The 13,903-nt window shown below is 71.9% G+C and carries 11 protein-coding genes and 4 tRNA genes; 6 read left to right on the top strand and 9 right to left on the bottom strand.

The genetic code is table 11. The features are described 5' to 3' along the window. From ACZ7JZ_RS09435 to ACZ7JZ_RS09455, 5 genes are all read right to left on the bottom strand, one after another. A partial coding sequence (locus ACZ7JZ_RS09435; RefSeq protein WP_470935315.1) for a DEAD/DEAH box helicase occupies positions 1-1,856 on the bottom strand: 1,856 nt, incomplete at its 3' end. A 195-nt stretch (positions 1,857-2,051) separates the two neighbouring features. Then, positions 2,052-2,693: a hypothetical protein gene (locus ACZ7JZ_RS09440; RefSeq protein WP_470935318.1), complete on the bottom strand. Its 642-nt coding sequence runs from the start codon at positions 2,691-2,693 to the stop codon at positions 2,052-2,054. A gap of 188 nt (positions 2,694-2,881) precedes the next feature. Then, complete coding sequence (locus ACZ7JZ_RS09445) at positions 2,882-3,268, bottom strand: fluoride efflux transporter FluC (protein ID WP_470935321.1); 387 nt, start codon at positions 3,266-3,268, stop codon at positions 2,882-2,884. Continuing rightward, complete coding sequence (locus ACZ7JZ_RS09450) at positions 3,265-3,693, bottom strand: FluC/FEX family fluoride channel (RefSeq protein ID WP_470935324.1); 429 nt, start codon at positions 3,691-3,693, stop codon at positions 3,265-3,267. The genes ACZ7JZ_RS09445 and ACZ7JZ_RS09450 overlap by 4 nt, the downstream gene beginning before the upstream one ends. After that, positions 3,690-4,040, bottom strand: a complete 351-nt coding sequence (locus tag ACZ7JZ_RS09455) for a metallopeptidase family protein (protein ID WP_470935327.1) — start codon at positions 4,038-4,040, stop codon at positions 3,690-3,692. Before ACZ7JZ_RS09455 ends, ACZ7JZ_RS09450 begins: the two co-directional genes overlap by 4 nt. Before the next feature lie 104 nt (positions 4,041-4,144). Between ACZ7JZ_RS09455 and ACZ7JZ_RS09460 the strand changes: the two genes are divergently transcribed. The 3 genes from ACZ7JZ_RS09460 (at position 4,145) to ACZ7JZ_RS09470 (ending at position 4,423) form a co-directional block, all read left to right on the top strand. After that, positions 4,145-4,217: transfer RNA gene (locus ACZ7JZ_RS09460), tRNA-Glu, on the top strand. Positions 4,218-4,253: 36 nt separating this feature from the next. Next, positions 4,254-4,327, top strand: a tRNA-Asp gene (locus ACZ7JZ_RS09465). A gap of 22 nt (positions 4,328-4,349) precedes the next feature. Further along, positions 4,350-4,423 (top strand) — tRNA-Phe (locus ACZ7JZ_RS09470). 109 nt (positions 4,424-4,532) lie between these two features. Here the strand turns inward: ACZ7JZ_RS09470 and ACZ7JZ_RS09475 are convergent. Together ACZ7JZ_RS09475 and ACZ7JZ_RS09480 are read right to left on the bottom strand one after the other, a co-directional pair. Beyond that, on the bottom strand, positions 4,533-5,366 hold the full coding sequence (locus ACZ7JZ_RS09475; protein WP_470935330.1) for a cytochrome c biogenesis CcdA family protein: 834 nt from the start codon (positions 5,364-5,366) through the stop codon (positions 4,533-4,535). Next, positions 5,367-6,194 (bottom strand): DsbA family protein, encoded by an 828-nt coding sequence (locus ACZ7JZ_RS09480; protein ID WP_470935333.1) that lies wholly within the window; start codon positions 6,192-6,194, stop codon positions 5,367-5,369. Between the two features lie 117 nt (positions 6,195-6,311). Here ACZ7JZ_RS09480 and hrpA point away from each other — a divergent pair, with 117 nt between their 5' ends. Together hrpA and ACZ7JZ_RS09490 are read left to right on the top strand one after the other, a co-directional pair. Beyond that, positions 6,312-10,238 carry an ATP-dependent RNA helicase HrpA gene (gene hrpA, locus ACZ7JZ_RS09485; RefSeq protein WP_470935336.1) on the top strand — a complete coding sequence of 1,309 codons (3,927 nt, stop codon included), beginning with the start codon at positions 6,312-6,314 and terminating at the stop codon, positions 10,236-10,238. A 72-nt stretch (positions 10,239-10,310) separates the two neighbouring features. Continuing rightward, positions 10,311-10,384: transfer RNA gene (locus ACZ7JZ_RS09490), tRNA-Asp, on the top strand. Between the two features lie 535 nt (positions 10,385-10,919). Here ACZ7JZ_RS09490 and bldC read toward each other — a convergent pair. Together bldC and ACZ7JZ_RS09500 are read right to left on the bottom strand one after the other, a co-directional pair. Beyond that, the gene (gene bldC, locus ACZ7JZ_RS09495) at positions 10,920-11,126 is read right to left on the bottom strand and encodes a developmental transcriptional regulator BldC (RefSeq protein ID WP_003949541.1); all 207 of its coding nucleotides are present in this window, start codon (positions 11,124-11,126) and stop codon (positions 10,920-10,922) included. 501 nt (positions 11,127-11,627) lie between these two features. Then, on the bottom strand, positions 11,628-12,470 hold the full coding sequence (locus ACZ7JZ_RS09500) for a DUF8083 family protein (RefSeq protein WP_470935338.1): 843 nt from the start codon (positions 12,468-12,470) through the stop codon (positions 11,628-11,630). Positions 12,471-12,612: 142 nt separating this feature from the next. Here ACZ7JZ_RS09500 and ACZ7JZ_RS09505 point away from each other — a divergent pair, with 142 nt between their 5' ends. Then, positions 12,613-13,719 carry a Leu/Phe/Val dehydrogenase gene (locus ACZ7JZ_RS09505; RefSeq protein WP_470935341.1) on the top strand — a complete coding sequence of 369 codons (1,107 nt, stop codon included), beginning with the start codon at positions 12,613-12,615 and terminating at the stop codon, positions 13,717-13,719. Positions 13,720-13,903: the final 184 nt, after the last annotated feature.

Below are 13,903 nucleotides of genomic sequence, written 5' to 3' on the forward strand. Positions count from 1 at the left end.
AAGCCACCGCCGCGGTTGTCGTCACGACGGTCGTCGCGACGGAAGCCGCCACCACGGTTGTCGTCACGGCGCTCGAAGCCGCGGTCGTTGCGGTCGCGGTTGAAGCCGCCACCGCGGTTGTCGTCACGACGGAAGCCACCGCCGCGGTTGTCGTCACGACGGTCGTCGCGACGGAAGCCGCCACCACGGTTGTCGTCACGGCGCTCGAAGCCGCGGTCGTTGCGGTCGTCGCGGCGCTCGAAGCGCTCGGTGCGCTCCTCGACGGCCGGCGCGGCCGCGATCTCCGCCGCCACCTCGGCCTCGGCGGCCTCGGTGACCTCGGCCACGGCGGCCTCCGGGTCCTCGCCGCGCTCGCGGGCGGCGCGGGAGATGAGGCGGTCGGCGTCCTCGCGGAGCTCGACGGCGCGGCGCTGGAGGCGCTCCAGCTGCTTGGTGAGGTCGGCGACCTCGCGCTCGGCCTGCTTGGCGGCGTTGGCCGCGGAGTCGGCCTGGACCTCGGTCAGCGAACGGGCGCCGGTGATCTCGGCGACCTCCGGGTCGAAGGCGCCGGCGCCGCCGACGATGTGGCGCGAGGCGTCGACGCCCGCGTCCTCCATCAGGCGGAAGATCTGGCGGCGCTGGTGCGGCAGGGCCAGGGAGACCACGACACCGGAGCGGCCAGCGCGGGCGGTGCGGCCCGAGCGGTGCAGGTAGTCCTTGTGGTCACCGGCCGGGTCCACGTTCAGGACCAGGTCGATGCCGTCGACGTGGATGCCGCGGGCGGCGACGTCGGTGGCGACGAGCGCGTTGACGTAGCCGTCCTTGAAGTCCGCGAGGGTGCGGGTACGGGCGCCCTGGGTCATGCCGCCGTGCAGGGCGTCGGCCTTCACACCGGCGTCGCGCAGCTGCTCGGCGATGCGGTCGGCGCCCAGCTGGGTGCGGACGAAGATGATGGTGCGGCCCTTGCGGGCGGCGATGGCCGCGGTGACCGGGGCCTTGTCCTTCGGCTTCACGACCAGGACGTGGTGGGTCATGGTCGTGACGGCGCCGGCGGAGGGGTCGACCTCGTGCGTGACCGGGTTCACCAGGTAGCGCTTGACGAGCGTGTCGATCTCGTTCTCCAGCGTGGCGGAGAACAGCAGGCGCTGGCCGCCGGCCGGGACCTGGTCGAGCAGCTCGGTGACCTCGGGCAGGAAGCCCAGGTCGGCCATCTGGTCGGCCTCGTCGAGGACCGCGATCTTGACCTGCTCCAGGGAGCAGGCGCCGCGGTTGATGATGTCGCGCAGCCGGCCCGGGGTGGCGACGAGGATGTCGACGCCGCGCTCGAGGGCGTAGATCTGGTTGCCCATCGACGTACCGCCGCAGACGACCTTCATCTTCAGGCCGAGCACGTCGCCGTAGGGCTGGAGGGCGTCCGCGACCTGCATCGCGAGCTCGCGGGTCGGGGTCAGGATGACGCCGCGGGGCTTCTTCTTGTCGGTGTAGCCGCCGGCCAGGGTGGCGAGCAGCGGCAGACCGAAGGAGAGGGTCTTGCCGGAGCCGGTGCGGCCGCGGCCGAGGATGTCCTTGCCGGCCAGGGCGTCCGGGATGGTCGCCGCCTGGATCGGGAAGGGGGTGGTGACGCCGTTCTGCGCGAGCTTGCGGACGACGCCCTCCGGCAGACCGAGGTCCGCGAAGGTGAGCGTCGGCTCGGCAGCCTCAGCGGGCTCGTCGGCCTCGTCGAGCTCGGCGGCGACAGCGGCCTCATCGGCCTCGTCCGTCATGTCGGCCACATCGGCCTCGAACGCCTCGATGGCCTCGTCGACAGCAAGGGTGTCGACGGCCTCGACCGAGTCGTTCTCGGGCATGGCGGAGCGGTCAGAACTGGAAATGGACATGCGAATGCGAAACCTTCCGGAGTCTCGGCACGCGCCCAAACTCCGTGAATCGCAAAATCGACCGCCTCGATGCGGTCAGCCACGGCAAGGGAGAGTACGCGCCACGCGGCGCTCTTCGGGTGCGGCGCCGGGCAATGGGATCAAACGATCTATAACCATACGCACCTCCCCCCCACCATGGCAAGTCGTACGGCCCTAAACCGGGCCGGCCTGCACCGATGCCTGCGGTTCGCCCACCGTGACGACCCGCTCCCCGGCGGCCTGGGGCTGCGGTTCGGGGGCCGAGGAGGGCTCCGGCGACGGGGGCTCCGGGGAGGGCTCGGGCGCCGGGCTCTCGCTCACCGGCGGGTCCACCGGCGGGGTCGGCTCCCCGCCGCCCCCGGGCCCGCCCGGGCCCCCGGCGCCGCCGTCCCCGCCCGAGCCCGCCGAGGCACCGCCGTCGGTCCCGCCCGGTCCGGGCTGCTGCGGACCCGGCCCGGCGCCGCCGGGACCGCCCGCGGCCGGGCCGGAGGGCGAGGGTCCGCCGCCGGGGGCCCCGGCCGCCGCTCCCGGGCTGGAGGTGGCGCCCGGCTTCCCGTCCCCGCCCGCACCGCCGGGCCCGTCCCCGCCGTCCTCCTGGGCGCCCTTCTCGCCCTTCGCCCCGTACCCGCCCCCGCCGCCCCGGCCGGCCTGCCCGTACCCGGTACCCGAACCGGGGTCGGCGGCCGCCTCGCGGCGGTCTGCGGACGAGGAGGGGCCGGGCTTGGCCGCGTCGTCGGTCACGCTCATGCAGCCCGCGGAGGCCGCGACCGCGAGCGCGGTGACGGCCAGTCGGACGGTTGCGGGGATCTGGCGCACGGGCGGCACCTCCGGGACAGGGGCACGAGTGGTCCGCGGTGAGCGGGTCAATGTGCCCAACTCCCTTTGCCCCGTAAGAGACACGCCCCAGGCGCCGCGGGGGCCGCGCCGGTCCCGCACCGGACCGGCGGGATGCGCTCCCGGCAGCCCGCCCCAGCCCACGTCAGCCCGGCCCGACCCGGCCCGCGTCAGCCCGCAGCCAGCGCCTGCGCCACCGTCGAGCCCAGGTGGACGGCGCCCAGCCCCGCCAGCACCGACGCGGTCACGTTCGCCGCCGCCAGGAGCCCCCGCCCGCCCTCGGCCAGCCGCAGGGTCTCGTACGAGAACGTCGAATACGTCGTCAGGGCCCCGCACAGGCCCGTCCCGAGGAGCGCCTGCACCCCTGCCGACCCGGTCGGCCCCGCACCCGAGAGCGCGGCCCCCGCCAGGGCGCCCAGCACCAGGCTGCCGGCCGCGTTGACCGCGAACGTCCCCCACGGGAACACCCCGTCGTGCCGCGTCTGCACCGCCCGGTCCGCCAGGTACCGCAGCGGCGCGCCGACCGCCGCGCCGAGGGCCACCAGCAGCCAGTTCACGCGCGCACCCCGCCGGCCCGGCCCCCGGCCCCGCGCACCGCCCGCCGCGTGGCGGCCGCCGCCGCCCACACCGCGCCCAGCGCCCCGGCCGCCGTCAGGCCCGCGTACGCCACCGCCGTGCCCGCCTCCCCGCGGCCGAGCAGCCGCGAGACGTCCAGGGCGTACGTGGAGAAGGTGGTGTAGCCGCCCAGCACCCCGGTGCCCAGGAATGGCCGCAACAGCGGGTGCGCGCCGCGGCCGCCCTCGGCGACCAGGGGCATCAGCACCCCGATCAGGGCGCACCCGGAGACGTTCACCCAGAAGGTCGCCCACGGGAAGGCGCCCGGGGCGGCCGGCCAGGCCAGGGAGGCGGCGTACCGCGCCAGCGCCCCGGCCGCCCCGCCCGCCGCGACGGCGGCGAGCACCCGCCCCTGCGGGCCGGTCACCCGTAGCCCAGCTCGTGGAGCCGGTCGTCGTCGATGCCGAAGTGGTGGGCGATCTCGTGCACGACGGTGATCTCGGTCTCCGCGACCACGTCCTCGCGGTCCTCGCACATCCGCAGGGTGGGGTTGCGGTAGATCGTGATCCGGTCCGGGAGCACCCCGGCGTACCACTCGCCCCGGTCGGTCAGCGGCGTCCCCTCGTAGAGGCCGAGCAGCTCCGGATCGTCCGCCGGGGGCTCGTCCTCGACGAACACGGCGACGTTGTCCATCAACCGCGTCAGCTCGGGCGGGATCCGGTCCAGGGCCTCGGCGACAAGCTCCTCGAACTCCTCGCGCGTCATCTCCAGCACGCGGCCATTCTCCCTCCGGAGGAAACCGTTTTGGCGATACCCAGCCCCATCCCATATGCTTCTCACGTCCCCGACGCGCTGAGAAGCGCCCAGGTGGGCCCTTAGCCCTCATCGTCTAGTGGCCCAGGACGCCGCCCTTTCAAGGCGGTAGCACGGGTTCGAATCCCGTTGGGGGCACGCTTTACCCGTGCGAGAGCAATCTCGTACGAGCCAGGTCCTGTGGAGCAGTTGGTTAGCTCGCCACCCTGTCAAGGTGGAGGTCGCGGGTTCAAGTCCCGTCAGGATCGCTGCACCTCGCAAGAGGTGCGTGGCTGGGTAGCTCAGTTGGTACGAGCGATCGCCTGAAAAGCGATAGGTCGCCGGTTCGACCCCGGCCCCAGCCACAAGTGAAGGCCCCGTCCGATCCGGACGGGGCCTTCTGCATTCCCCGGGGGGATACCGGCGCACGGATACGGGTGCGGGACCGGCATCCCGGCCCCGCACCCGTACGGTCTACCCCTCTTCCGCGCCCGCCGCCCGGGCCCGGCGCCACTGCACGGCCCCCGCGCCCAGCGCACCCGCGGCGACCAGGCCCAGCAGGGCCCAGTCCGGCACCCGGTCCGCGAAGCCCCGCACCCACTGCTCGACGGCGTACGAGTCGTCCACGTCCAGCAGCCCCGGCAGGGCGCTCGCCCCGTCGTACGCCAGGAAGAGCGCGCCCAGCAGGACGAAGAACAGCCCCGACAGCAGCGAGGTCGTGTGCAGCCGCAGCGGGCCCGCGGCCAGTTCGCGGCCCCGCAGCCAGCGCCGCCTCCCCAGGTCGAAGCGCTCCCACAGCAGGGCGAGCAGGAACAGCGGCACGGCCATCCCCAGCGCGTACACGGCCAGCAGCAGCCCGCCGTAGACCGGGGAGCCGCTCACCGCGGCCACCGTCAGGACGCTGCCCAGGATCGGCCCGGCGCAGAACCCGGCCAGGCCGTAGACCGCGCCGAGGGCGTACACGGACAGGGCCGTGGTCGGGCGGATCCGCCCGGACAGCCCGGACAGCCGCCGCGAGGCGAAGCCCAGGCCGAGGATCTGCGCCAGGCCCAGCGCGATGATCAGCCAGCCGCCGGCCAGGACCAGCTGGTCCCGGTGGCCGTAGAAGAACCGGCCGGCGAGGGAGCCGGCGGCCCCGAGCGGGACCAGGGTGGTGGCGAGGCCCGCGTAGAAGATCCCGGTCCGGGCCAGCAGCCGCGAGGCGGAGTCGATCGAGTACGCGAAGAAGGCCGGCAGGAGCAGGGCGCTGCACGGGCTGAGGAGGGCCAGCAGCCCGCCGAGGAAGGCCGCGAGGTAGCCGATCTCCATCTAGCCGGCCGTACCGGACGGCGCCGTGCCCGACTGCGGGGTGCCGGACTCCGCGGTAACGGGCTTCGGGCTGCCGTGCAGCGCGGCCTGTGCGCGGGCCGCCTCGATGGCCGCCTCGAAGGCCTCCAGGGGCTGGGCCCCGGCGATCGGGTGCCCGTTGACCAGGAAGGACGGGGTGCTGCTGACCCCGATGCGGTAGCCCTCGGCCTGGTCGGTCTTGACCGCGGCCTCGGCGGCGGAGCCGTCCATGTCGGTGCGGAAGCGGGCGAGGTCGGGGACCCCGGCCTCGCGGGCGAGGGCGACGAGCCGGTCCGCTCCGAAGCCCTTCTCCTTCGCCCCCTCGGCGTACGCGGCTGCGTGGAACTGCTTGAAGCGGCCCTGCTGCCCGGCCGCCCAGGCGGCCCGCGCGGCGGCCTCGGACTCCTCGCCGAAGATCGGGAAGTTCCGGTACTCGATGCGCAGGGTGCCGTCCTCGACGTACTTGCGCAGCAGGACGGGCTCGTTGTCCCGGGCGAACTTGCCGCAGTAGCCGCAGCGGTAGTCGGCGTACTCGATCAGCACCACGGGCGCGTCGGCGCGGCCGGCCGCCAGCGGGTCGGCCGCATCCCGGCGGGCCAGCTTCAGCAGCTCCTGCTGGCCTTCGGAGAGGGGCTCGGACTGCGGGGTGCGGCTCGGCGCGGCGCCCACGGCGGCGGCTGCGGGCGCGGGCTCCTCCTCCCCGGGCGCGGTGGCCTGCCAGGAGGCCAGCCCGAGGGCGACGGCGGCGAGTGCGACCCCGGCGGAGATCAGCAGCGGCTTGCGGGACGCGGTGGTCCGGGGGCGGGGCATGACAGGCCTCTCACTCGCTTCGGCGGGTCGTTTGGGAGATCTCGTCCGGAATGCTACGGGGTGCCGCGCAGAATGCGTTCGCCACCCGGCGCCCCCTGGTGAGAGCATCGAACTTGTATGTCTACTTCCTTCGCCGCCCTGCAGACCCAGCTCGGTGAGATCTCGCTCCGCGACGCTCACCGGCTCGGCCGTCGTCTCGAAGGCGCCCGCCGCATCCGCAAGCCCGAGGCCAGGCAGGCCGTACTGGACGAGATCGCCGCGGAGGCCGGCAAGGCCGCCGAGCGGACGGCCAGGCGCGCGGCCCGGCTGCCCGAGGTCACGTATCCCGAGAACCTGCCCGTCAGCCAGAAGAAGGACGAGATCGCCGAGGCGATACGCGACCACCAGGTCGTGATCGTCGCCGGTGAGACCGGTTCCGGCAAGACCACGCAGATCCCCAAGATCTGCATGGAGCTGGGCCGGGGCGTCCGCGGCATGATCGGACACACCCAGCCCCGGCGGATCGCCGCCCGCACCGTCGCCGAGCGGATCGCCGAGGAGCTGCGGACCGAGATCGGGCAGACGGTCGGCTGGAAGGTCCGCTTCACCGACCAGGTGGACCCGGACGCGACCTTCGTGAAGCTGATGACGGACGGCATCCTGCTCGCGGAGATCCAGACGGACCGCGAGCTGCGCGCCTACGACACGATCATCATCGACGAGGCGCACGAGCGCAGCCTCAACATCGACTTCCTCCTGGGGTACCTCGCCCAGCTGCTGCCGAAGCGCCCCGACCTCAAGGTCGTGATCACCTCGGCGACCATCGACCCCGAGCGCTTCTCCCGGCACTTCGGGGACGCGCCGATCGTCGAGGTCAGCGGCCGCACGTACCCGGTGGAGGTGCGCTACCGGCCGCTCCTCGAAGAGGACTCCGAGGACAGCGACCGGGACCAGATCACCGCGATCTGCGAGGCCGTGGACGAGCTCCAGGCCGAGGGGCCCGGCGACATCCTGGTCTTCCTCTCCGGCGAGCGCGAGATCCGCGACACCGCGGACGCCCTCATCAAGAAGAAGCTCCGCTTCACCGAGGTCCTGCCGCTGTACGCGCGCCTGTCGCACGCCGAGCAGCACCGGGTCTTCCAGCAGCACACCGGACGCAGGATCGTCCTGGCGACCAACGTGGCCGAGACCTCGCTGACCGTCCCCGGCATCAAGTACGTGATCGACCCGGGCACGGCCCGCATCTCGCGCTACAGCCACCGCACGAAGGTGCAGCGGCTGCCGATCGAGCGGGTCAGCCAGGCCAGCGCGAACCAGCGCAAGGGCCGCTGCGGCCGCACCTCGGACGGCATCTGCATCCGCCTGTACTCCGAGGACGACTTCCTCTCCCGCCCGGAGTTCACGGACGCCGAGATCCTCCGTACGAACCTCGCCTCCGTCATCCTCCAGATGACCGCGGCCGGGCTCGGCGAGATCGAGAAGTTCCCCTTCATCGACCCGCCGGACCACCGCAACATCCGCGACGGCGTACAGCTCCTCCAGGAGCTGGGGGCGCTGGATCCGGCGGAGAAGGACCCGAAGAAGCGGCTCACGCCGATGGGCCGCAAGCTCTCGCAGCTGCCCGTGGACCCGCGGCTGGCCCGCATGGTCGTGGAGGCCGACAAGAACGGCTGCGTCCGCGAGGTCATGGTCATCGCGGCGGCGCTGTCCATCCAGGACCCGCGCGAGCGGCCCTCGGACAAGCAGACGCAGGCGGACCAGCAGCACGCCCGGTTCAAGGACGAGACCTCGGACTTCCTGGCCTTCCTGAACATGTGGCGCTACGTGCGCGAGCAGCAGAAGGAGCGGGGCTCGTCCTCGTTCCGCCGGATGTGCAAGCAGGAGTACCTGAACTTCCTGCGGATCCGCGAGTGGCAGGACATCTACTCGCAGCTGCGCACGGTCGCGAAGACCATGGGCATCCACCTCAACGAGGAGGATGCGCCGGAGCAGAGCGTCCACGTCTCGCTGCTCGCAGGCCTGCTCTCGCACATCGGCCTGAAGGACACCGACAAGAACGAGTACCTGGGCGCCCGGTCGGCCAAGTTCGCCGTCTTCCCGGGTTCGGCGCTCTTCAAGAAGCAGCCCAGGTTCCTGATGTCGGCGGAGCTGGTGGAGACCTCGCGGCTGTGGGCCCGGGTCAACGCGAAGGTCGAGCCGGAGTGGGTCGAGCCGCTGGCGCAGCACCTGATCAAGCGCACGTACAGCGAGCCGCACTGGGAGAAGGACCAGGCGGCCGTGATGGCGTACGAGAAGGTCACCCTGTACGGGGTCCCGATCGTGGCCCAGCGGAAGATCAACTACGGCCGGATCGACCCCGAGGTCTCCCGCGAGCTCTTCATCCGCAACGCGCTCGTCGAGGGCGACTGGCGTACGCACCACAAGTTCTACGCGGACAACCGCAAGCTGCTCACCGAGGTCGAGGAGCTGGAGCACCGGGCCCGCCGCCGCGACATCCTCGTGGACGACGAGACCCTCTTCGACTTCTACGACAAGCGGATCCCCGAGCACGTCGTCTCCGGCGCCCACTTCGACTCCTGGTGGAAGCACAAGAAGCACGAGGAGCCCGAACTCCTCGACTTCGAGCGGGAGATGCTGCTCACGGAGAAGGCCGCCGGGGTCACGAAGGACGACTATCCGGACTCCTGGCGCCAGGGCCCGCTCAAGTTCCGCGTGACCTACCAGTTCGAGCCGGGCGCGGACGCGGACGGCGTGACCGTCCACGTGCCGCTCCAGGTCCTCAACCAGGTCACCGGCGAGGGCTTCGACTGGCAGATCCCGGGGCTGCGCGAGGAGGTCGTCACCGAGCTGATCCGCTCGCTGCCCAAGCCGGTCCGCCGGCACTACGTCCCCGCGCCGAACTTCGCCGGCCGCTTCCTGGACACGGCGGTGCCCCTCCAGGAGCCGCTGACGGTCACCCTGGCCCGGGAGCTCCAGCGGATGGTCGGGGTGCCGGTCAAGGCCGAGGACTTCGACCTGGGCCGCCTGGCGGAGCACCTGAAGATCACTTTCCGGATCGTCGACGAGCGGCGCCGCAAGATCGCCGAGGACAAGGACCTGGAGGCCCTGCGGCTCCGGCTGAAGCCGAAGGCCCGCCAGGCCCTCTCCAAGGCCGCGGCCGCCACCGCCGAGCGCGCGGGCGGCGAGTCCCTGGAGCGCACCGGGCTGACCGACTGGACCATCGGGACCCTCTCGAAGGTCTTCGAGACCCGGCGGGCCGGACAGCCGGTCAAGGCCTACCCGGCGCTCGTGGACGCGGGCGACAGCGTCTCCGTACGGCTCTTCGACACCGAGGCCGAGCAGGCCGAGGCCATGTGGCGGGGCACCCGCCGGCTGATCATGCTGAACATCCCGGTGAACCCGGCGAAGTTCGCCTCGGACCGGCTCGGCAACCAGCAGAAGCTGGCCCTGTCGCGGAACCCGCACGGCTCGGTGCAGGCCCTGTTCGACGACTGCGCGACCGCCGCGGCGGACCGGCTGATCGCCGACCACGGCGGCCCGGCCTGGGACGAGCAGTCCTTCCGGAGGCTCTTCGACGCCGTCCGCGCGGACCTCGTGGAGGCGACCGTGCACACCGTCGGGCAGGTGCAGCAGATCCTGGCCGCCTGGCAGGCCTGTGAGCGCCGCCTGAAGAGCACGAACAGCCTGGCCCTGGTCGCGAACGTGCAGGACGTCAGGACGCAGCTGGCGGCCCTCGTGCCGCCCGGCTTCGTCACCCTGACCGGGCTGAAGCGGCTGCCGGACCTGATGCGCTACCTCGTGGCGGCGGACCGGCGGCTCCAGCAGATGCCGACGGGCGCCCAGCGCGACACCACGCGCATGGAGAAGGTCCACGAGATGCAGGACGAGTACGCCTGGCTGCTGGAGCAGTTGCCGAAGGGCCGGCCGGTGCCGGCGGCGGTGACGGACGTCCGCTGGATGATCGAGGAGCTCCGGGTCAGCTACTTCGCGCACGCGCTGGGGACGGCGTACCCCGTCTCCGACAAGCGGATCGTGAAGGCGATCGACGCCATCGTCGGGGCCTGAGGAGCCGGGTTCGACCGGAGGCCCTGACCTGCTGTACAGTCTTGTTCGCAGCCGCCCGGCGGATGCAAGCAAGGTCCTGTGGAGCAGTTGGTTAGCTCGCCACCCTGTCAAGGTGGAGGTCGCGGGTTCAAGTCCCGTCAGGATCGCAGGTGCAGGGCCCGTATCTCTCGGAGATACGGGCCCTGCGGCGTTTCCGGGGTGCCCCGGTACGTACGACGGCGTGTCCCGGTGCGTACGACGGAGTGGACGGACCGGTCCGGGTTGCCCGCGGAGCGGAGGTTTGACCCCCGCCAGGGGGCGGAATGATTAATTCCGATTAGACGATGAACCGCAGCGGGACCAAAGTCCCACGAACGCATGACCGGTCTCGCCGCCGAAGTCCCCTTACGGGTGCAATGCCGGATATACAAGAGCGATCAGGTGTGACGGGAGTCACCACACGAGTTTTCGGAGCACCCTTATTTATGGCACACATACACGGGGTCGATTTTATATGTGCCATTGCACCCCACCTCGGAAGGCCCCGGGCGGGCACAAAAAAATCGCGCTGGACCCGGCGGAGTCCAGCGCGATCGACGGCCTGGGAGGACCTGTTGGGGCAGGTCCGACCGTATGAAGCTAGGTGGGCTTATCGGATTGGGGGATCCGGAAAGAGCCCGGCAAAACGGGGTGCTGCGATACTCAGGCCTCGCTGCGCTGCTGCGGAATTCCCGCCAGCAGGGCGCGGACCTCAGCCTCGCGGTAACGGCGGTGTCCACCCAGGGTGCGGATGGACGTGAGCTTGCCGGCCTTGGCCCAGCGGGTAACCGTCTTCGGGTCCACGCGGAACATGGTGGCAACCTCAGCCGGGGTCAGCAGCGGCTCGGCATCAGGGGTGCGAGCGGTCATGAGCGGCCTCCTCGGGAGAACCGAACCATCTCGGTTCTTTCCTCTAAATTCTGCACCTTGGCCCGCGTTGCCCGAAATGGACATACGCGGGCCGAGTCGGTTATAGGACGAACGGCTTGTCCTCGGCACTACAACTACACCATCTGTCCAGCCTCGTCGGCCAAACCGATGGAATTGCCCTCTGAGGTGTTCATCCGCGACGGAAGCCGATGGACCCCCCCATAACGGACAGTCACCCCACAGTGACGATCAGTCACACAGCGATCGGGAGCCACCGGGCCCCCCATAGAGTGCAATACCAAGCGATCCGCCCGGAGTTGGGCGGAAGGAACCCTCCCCAGACTCCTTGTCCTATTTTGGCACGAGGGTAGGGGAACGGCGCAAGGGTGAAGTTAGTGCGGTCCGTCACGCTTGGGCCATTGGCCCGGATCAGGACGTAGGTCCCGGCACTAAGACCCGAGTATCACCCGATCGGGCCTCCCGCGCACCCCTCACCTGCGATTAGTTCGCGAAGAGCCGCTCCCGGACCGCCCGCCACCGCCCGCTCAGCTTGACGTACTCCGCCCCGGCCGCCTCCCCGTCCCCCGCCCCCAGCGCCCGCAGGCCCTCCGCGAGGTCCGCCGCCGAGCGGTCCTCCGCCAGCCGGTCCGCGGGCAGCGCGTGCACCAGCCCGCCGTAGTCCAGCTCCACCAGCGAGCGCGGGTGGAATTCCTCCAGCCAGCGCCCCACCTCCACCAGCCCCTCGGCCAGCACCGCGTGGGACTCGGCCTCCTCGCCCTCGACCCCCCGCAGCACCCGCAGCGCCCGCGCCAGCCGCCGCCGGGCCTGCACCATCGGCGTCCGGTACCGCAGCAGCTCCCCCGGCCGGTACTCGCGCTCCTCGTCGGCCACCAGCACGAACCAGCGCAGCGGCACCTGCCAGACCGCCGTGCGGATCCAGGGGCGCGCGTCCGGGTTCCGCTCCCGCCAGCGCTCGTAGTCCGCCTCCGCCTGCTTGCGGACCACCGGCGGCAGCGCCAGGTCCAGCACCGGGGCCGGGAAGTCCGCCGACAGCTCCTGGAGGGCCAGCCAGCCCCGCAGCCGGGTCCGCCACGGGCAGACCAGCAGCACCCCGTCCACCACCGCCGTGAAGGCGTCCGCGCTCTCCTGCGCCGGCACCCCCGCCGGGGGCACCGCGGCCAAGTCCGCCAGCGACCGGCGCAGTTCCTCCTGGTACGACGGGCACGGCCCGCGCCGGGCGTAGTCCGCCCAGTGGGTGCGCTCCGGCTCCGGGAAGGCCGCGAGGGGCTCGTACACGCGCAGGTAGGAGGCGTACGGCACGGTGAGGGATGGATTCACCCCCACCTCCTCCCCCTCGGCCCGCCCCGCTACGCGTACTCCCCGCGGGGGGTGATCCTGGGCACCCGGCCCCCCGGGGCGGCCCCCAGGTCTTACGCTGCTCACACACGCCCTCCCCACCCGCAGGAGGGCCCCCGCCGCATCACTTATGGGAGTCACCACCGTGACCGAAATGACCGACGGCGTCCTGCACACCCTGTTCCGCTCGGAGCAGGGAGGCCATGAGCAAGTCGTGCTGTGCCAGGACCGCGCCACCGGCCTGAAGGCCGTCATCGCCATCCACTCGACCGCCCTGGGCCCGGCCCTCGGCGGCACCCGGTTCCACGCCTACGCCAGCGACGAGGAGGCCGTCCTCGACGCGCTGAACCTCTCCCGCGGCATGTCGTACAAGAACGCCCTGGCCGGCCTGGACCACGGCGGCGGCAAGGCCGTCATCATCGGCGACCCGGACGTCCTCAAGTCGGAGGAGCTGCTGCTGGCCTACGGGCGCTTCGTCGAGTCCCTCGGCGGCCGCTACGTGACCGCCTGCGACGTCGGCACCTACGTGGCCGACATGGACGTCGTGGCCCGCGAGACCCGCTGGGCGACCGGCCGCTCCCCCGAGAACGGCGGCGCGGGCGACTCCTCCGTGCTCACCGCCTTCGGCGTCTTCCAGGGCATGCGCGCCAGCGCCCAGCACCTCTGGGGCGACCCCACGCTCCGCGGCCGCAGGGTCGGCGTGGTCGGCGTCGGCAAGGTGGGCCACTACCTGGTCGAGCACCTCCTGGCCGACGGCGCCGAGGTGGTCATCACGGACGTCCGCCAGGAGTCCGTCGAGCGCATCCTCGCCAAGCACCCGCAGGTCACCGCGGTCGCCGACACCGAGGCCCTCATCCGCACCGAGGGGCTGGACATCTACGCCCCCTGCGCCCTGGGCGGCGCGCTCAACGACGACTCGGTCCCGGTCCTCACCGCGAAGATCGTCTGCGGCGCGGCCAACAACCAGCTCGCCCACCCCGGCATCGAGAAGGACCTCGCCGACCGCGGGATCCTCTACGCGCCGGACTACGTGGTCAACGCGGGCGGTGTCATCCAGGTCGCCGACGAGCTGCACGGCTTCGACTTCGACCGCTGCAAGGTGAAGGCCACGAAGATCTTCGACACCACCCTGGAGATCTTCGCTCGCGCAAAGGCGGACGGTATCCCGCCGGCCGCCGCGGCCGACCGGGTCGCCGAGCAGCGGATGGCCGAGGCGCGCTCCTCCCGTACGGCGTAAGGGCATGTCCGGGCGGCCCGTCCGAAAGACGTGGTGAGACTCACTGCGCTTCGGCGGGTCGCCCGTCAATAAGGAGCTAAAATCGCAGCTGACCAGCGAGTACGGGGCGTCTCGCAGGCACTGCGCAGAGGCACGTCATGCGGGCGGCGTACCGTATGGCCGCGGAAGCAGGTACCGTTGAAGC

The sequence above is a fragment of the Streptomyces sp. NPDC038213 genome, from assembly GCF_055600495.1.

What these genes read in the sequence shown, in the direction of transcription:
- ACZ7JZ_RS09475 (WP_470935330.1), bottom strand. Translation starts at nt 5,366, where the DNA reads ATGGAGATCGGCTACCTCGCGGCCTTCCTCGGCGGGCTGCTGGCCCTC.
- ACZ7JZ_RS09480 (WP_470935333.1), bottom strand. Translation starts at nt 6,194, where the DNA reads ATGCCCCGCCCCCGGACCACCGCGTCCCGCAAGCCGCTGCTGATCTCC.
- hrpA (WP_470935336.1), top strand. Translation starts at nt 6,312, where the DNA reads ATGTCTACTTCCTTCGCCGCCCTGCAGACCCAGCTCGGTGAGATCTCG.
- bldC (WP_003949541.1), bottom strand. Translation starts at nt 11,126, where the DNA reads ATGACCGCTCGCACCCCTGATGCCGAGCCGCTGCTGACCCCGGCTGAG.
- ACZ7JZ_RS09505 (WP_470935341.1), top strand. Translation starts at nt 12,613, where the DNA reads ATGGGAGTCACCACCGTGACCGAAATGACCGACGGCGTCCTGCACACC.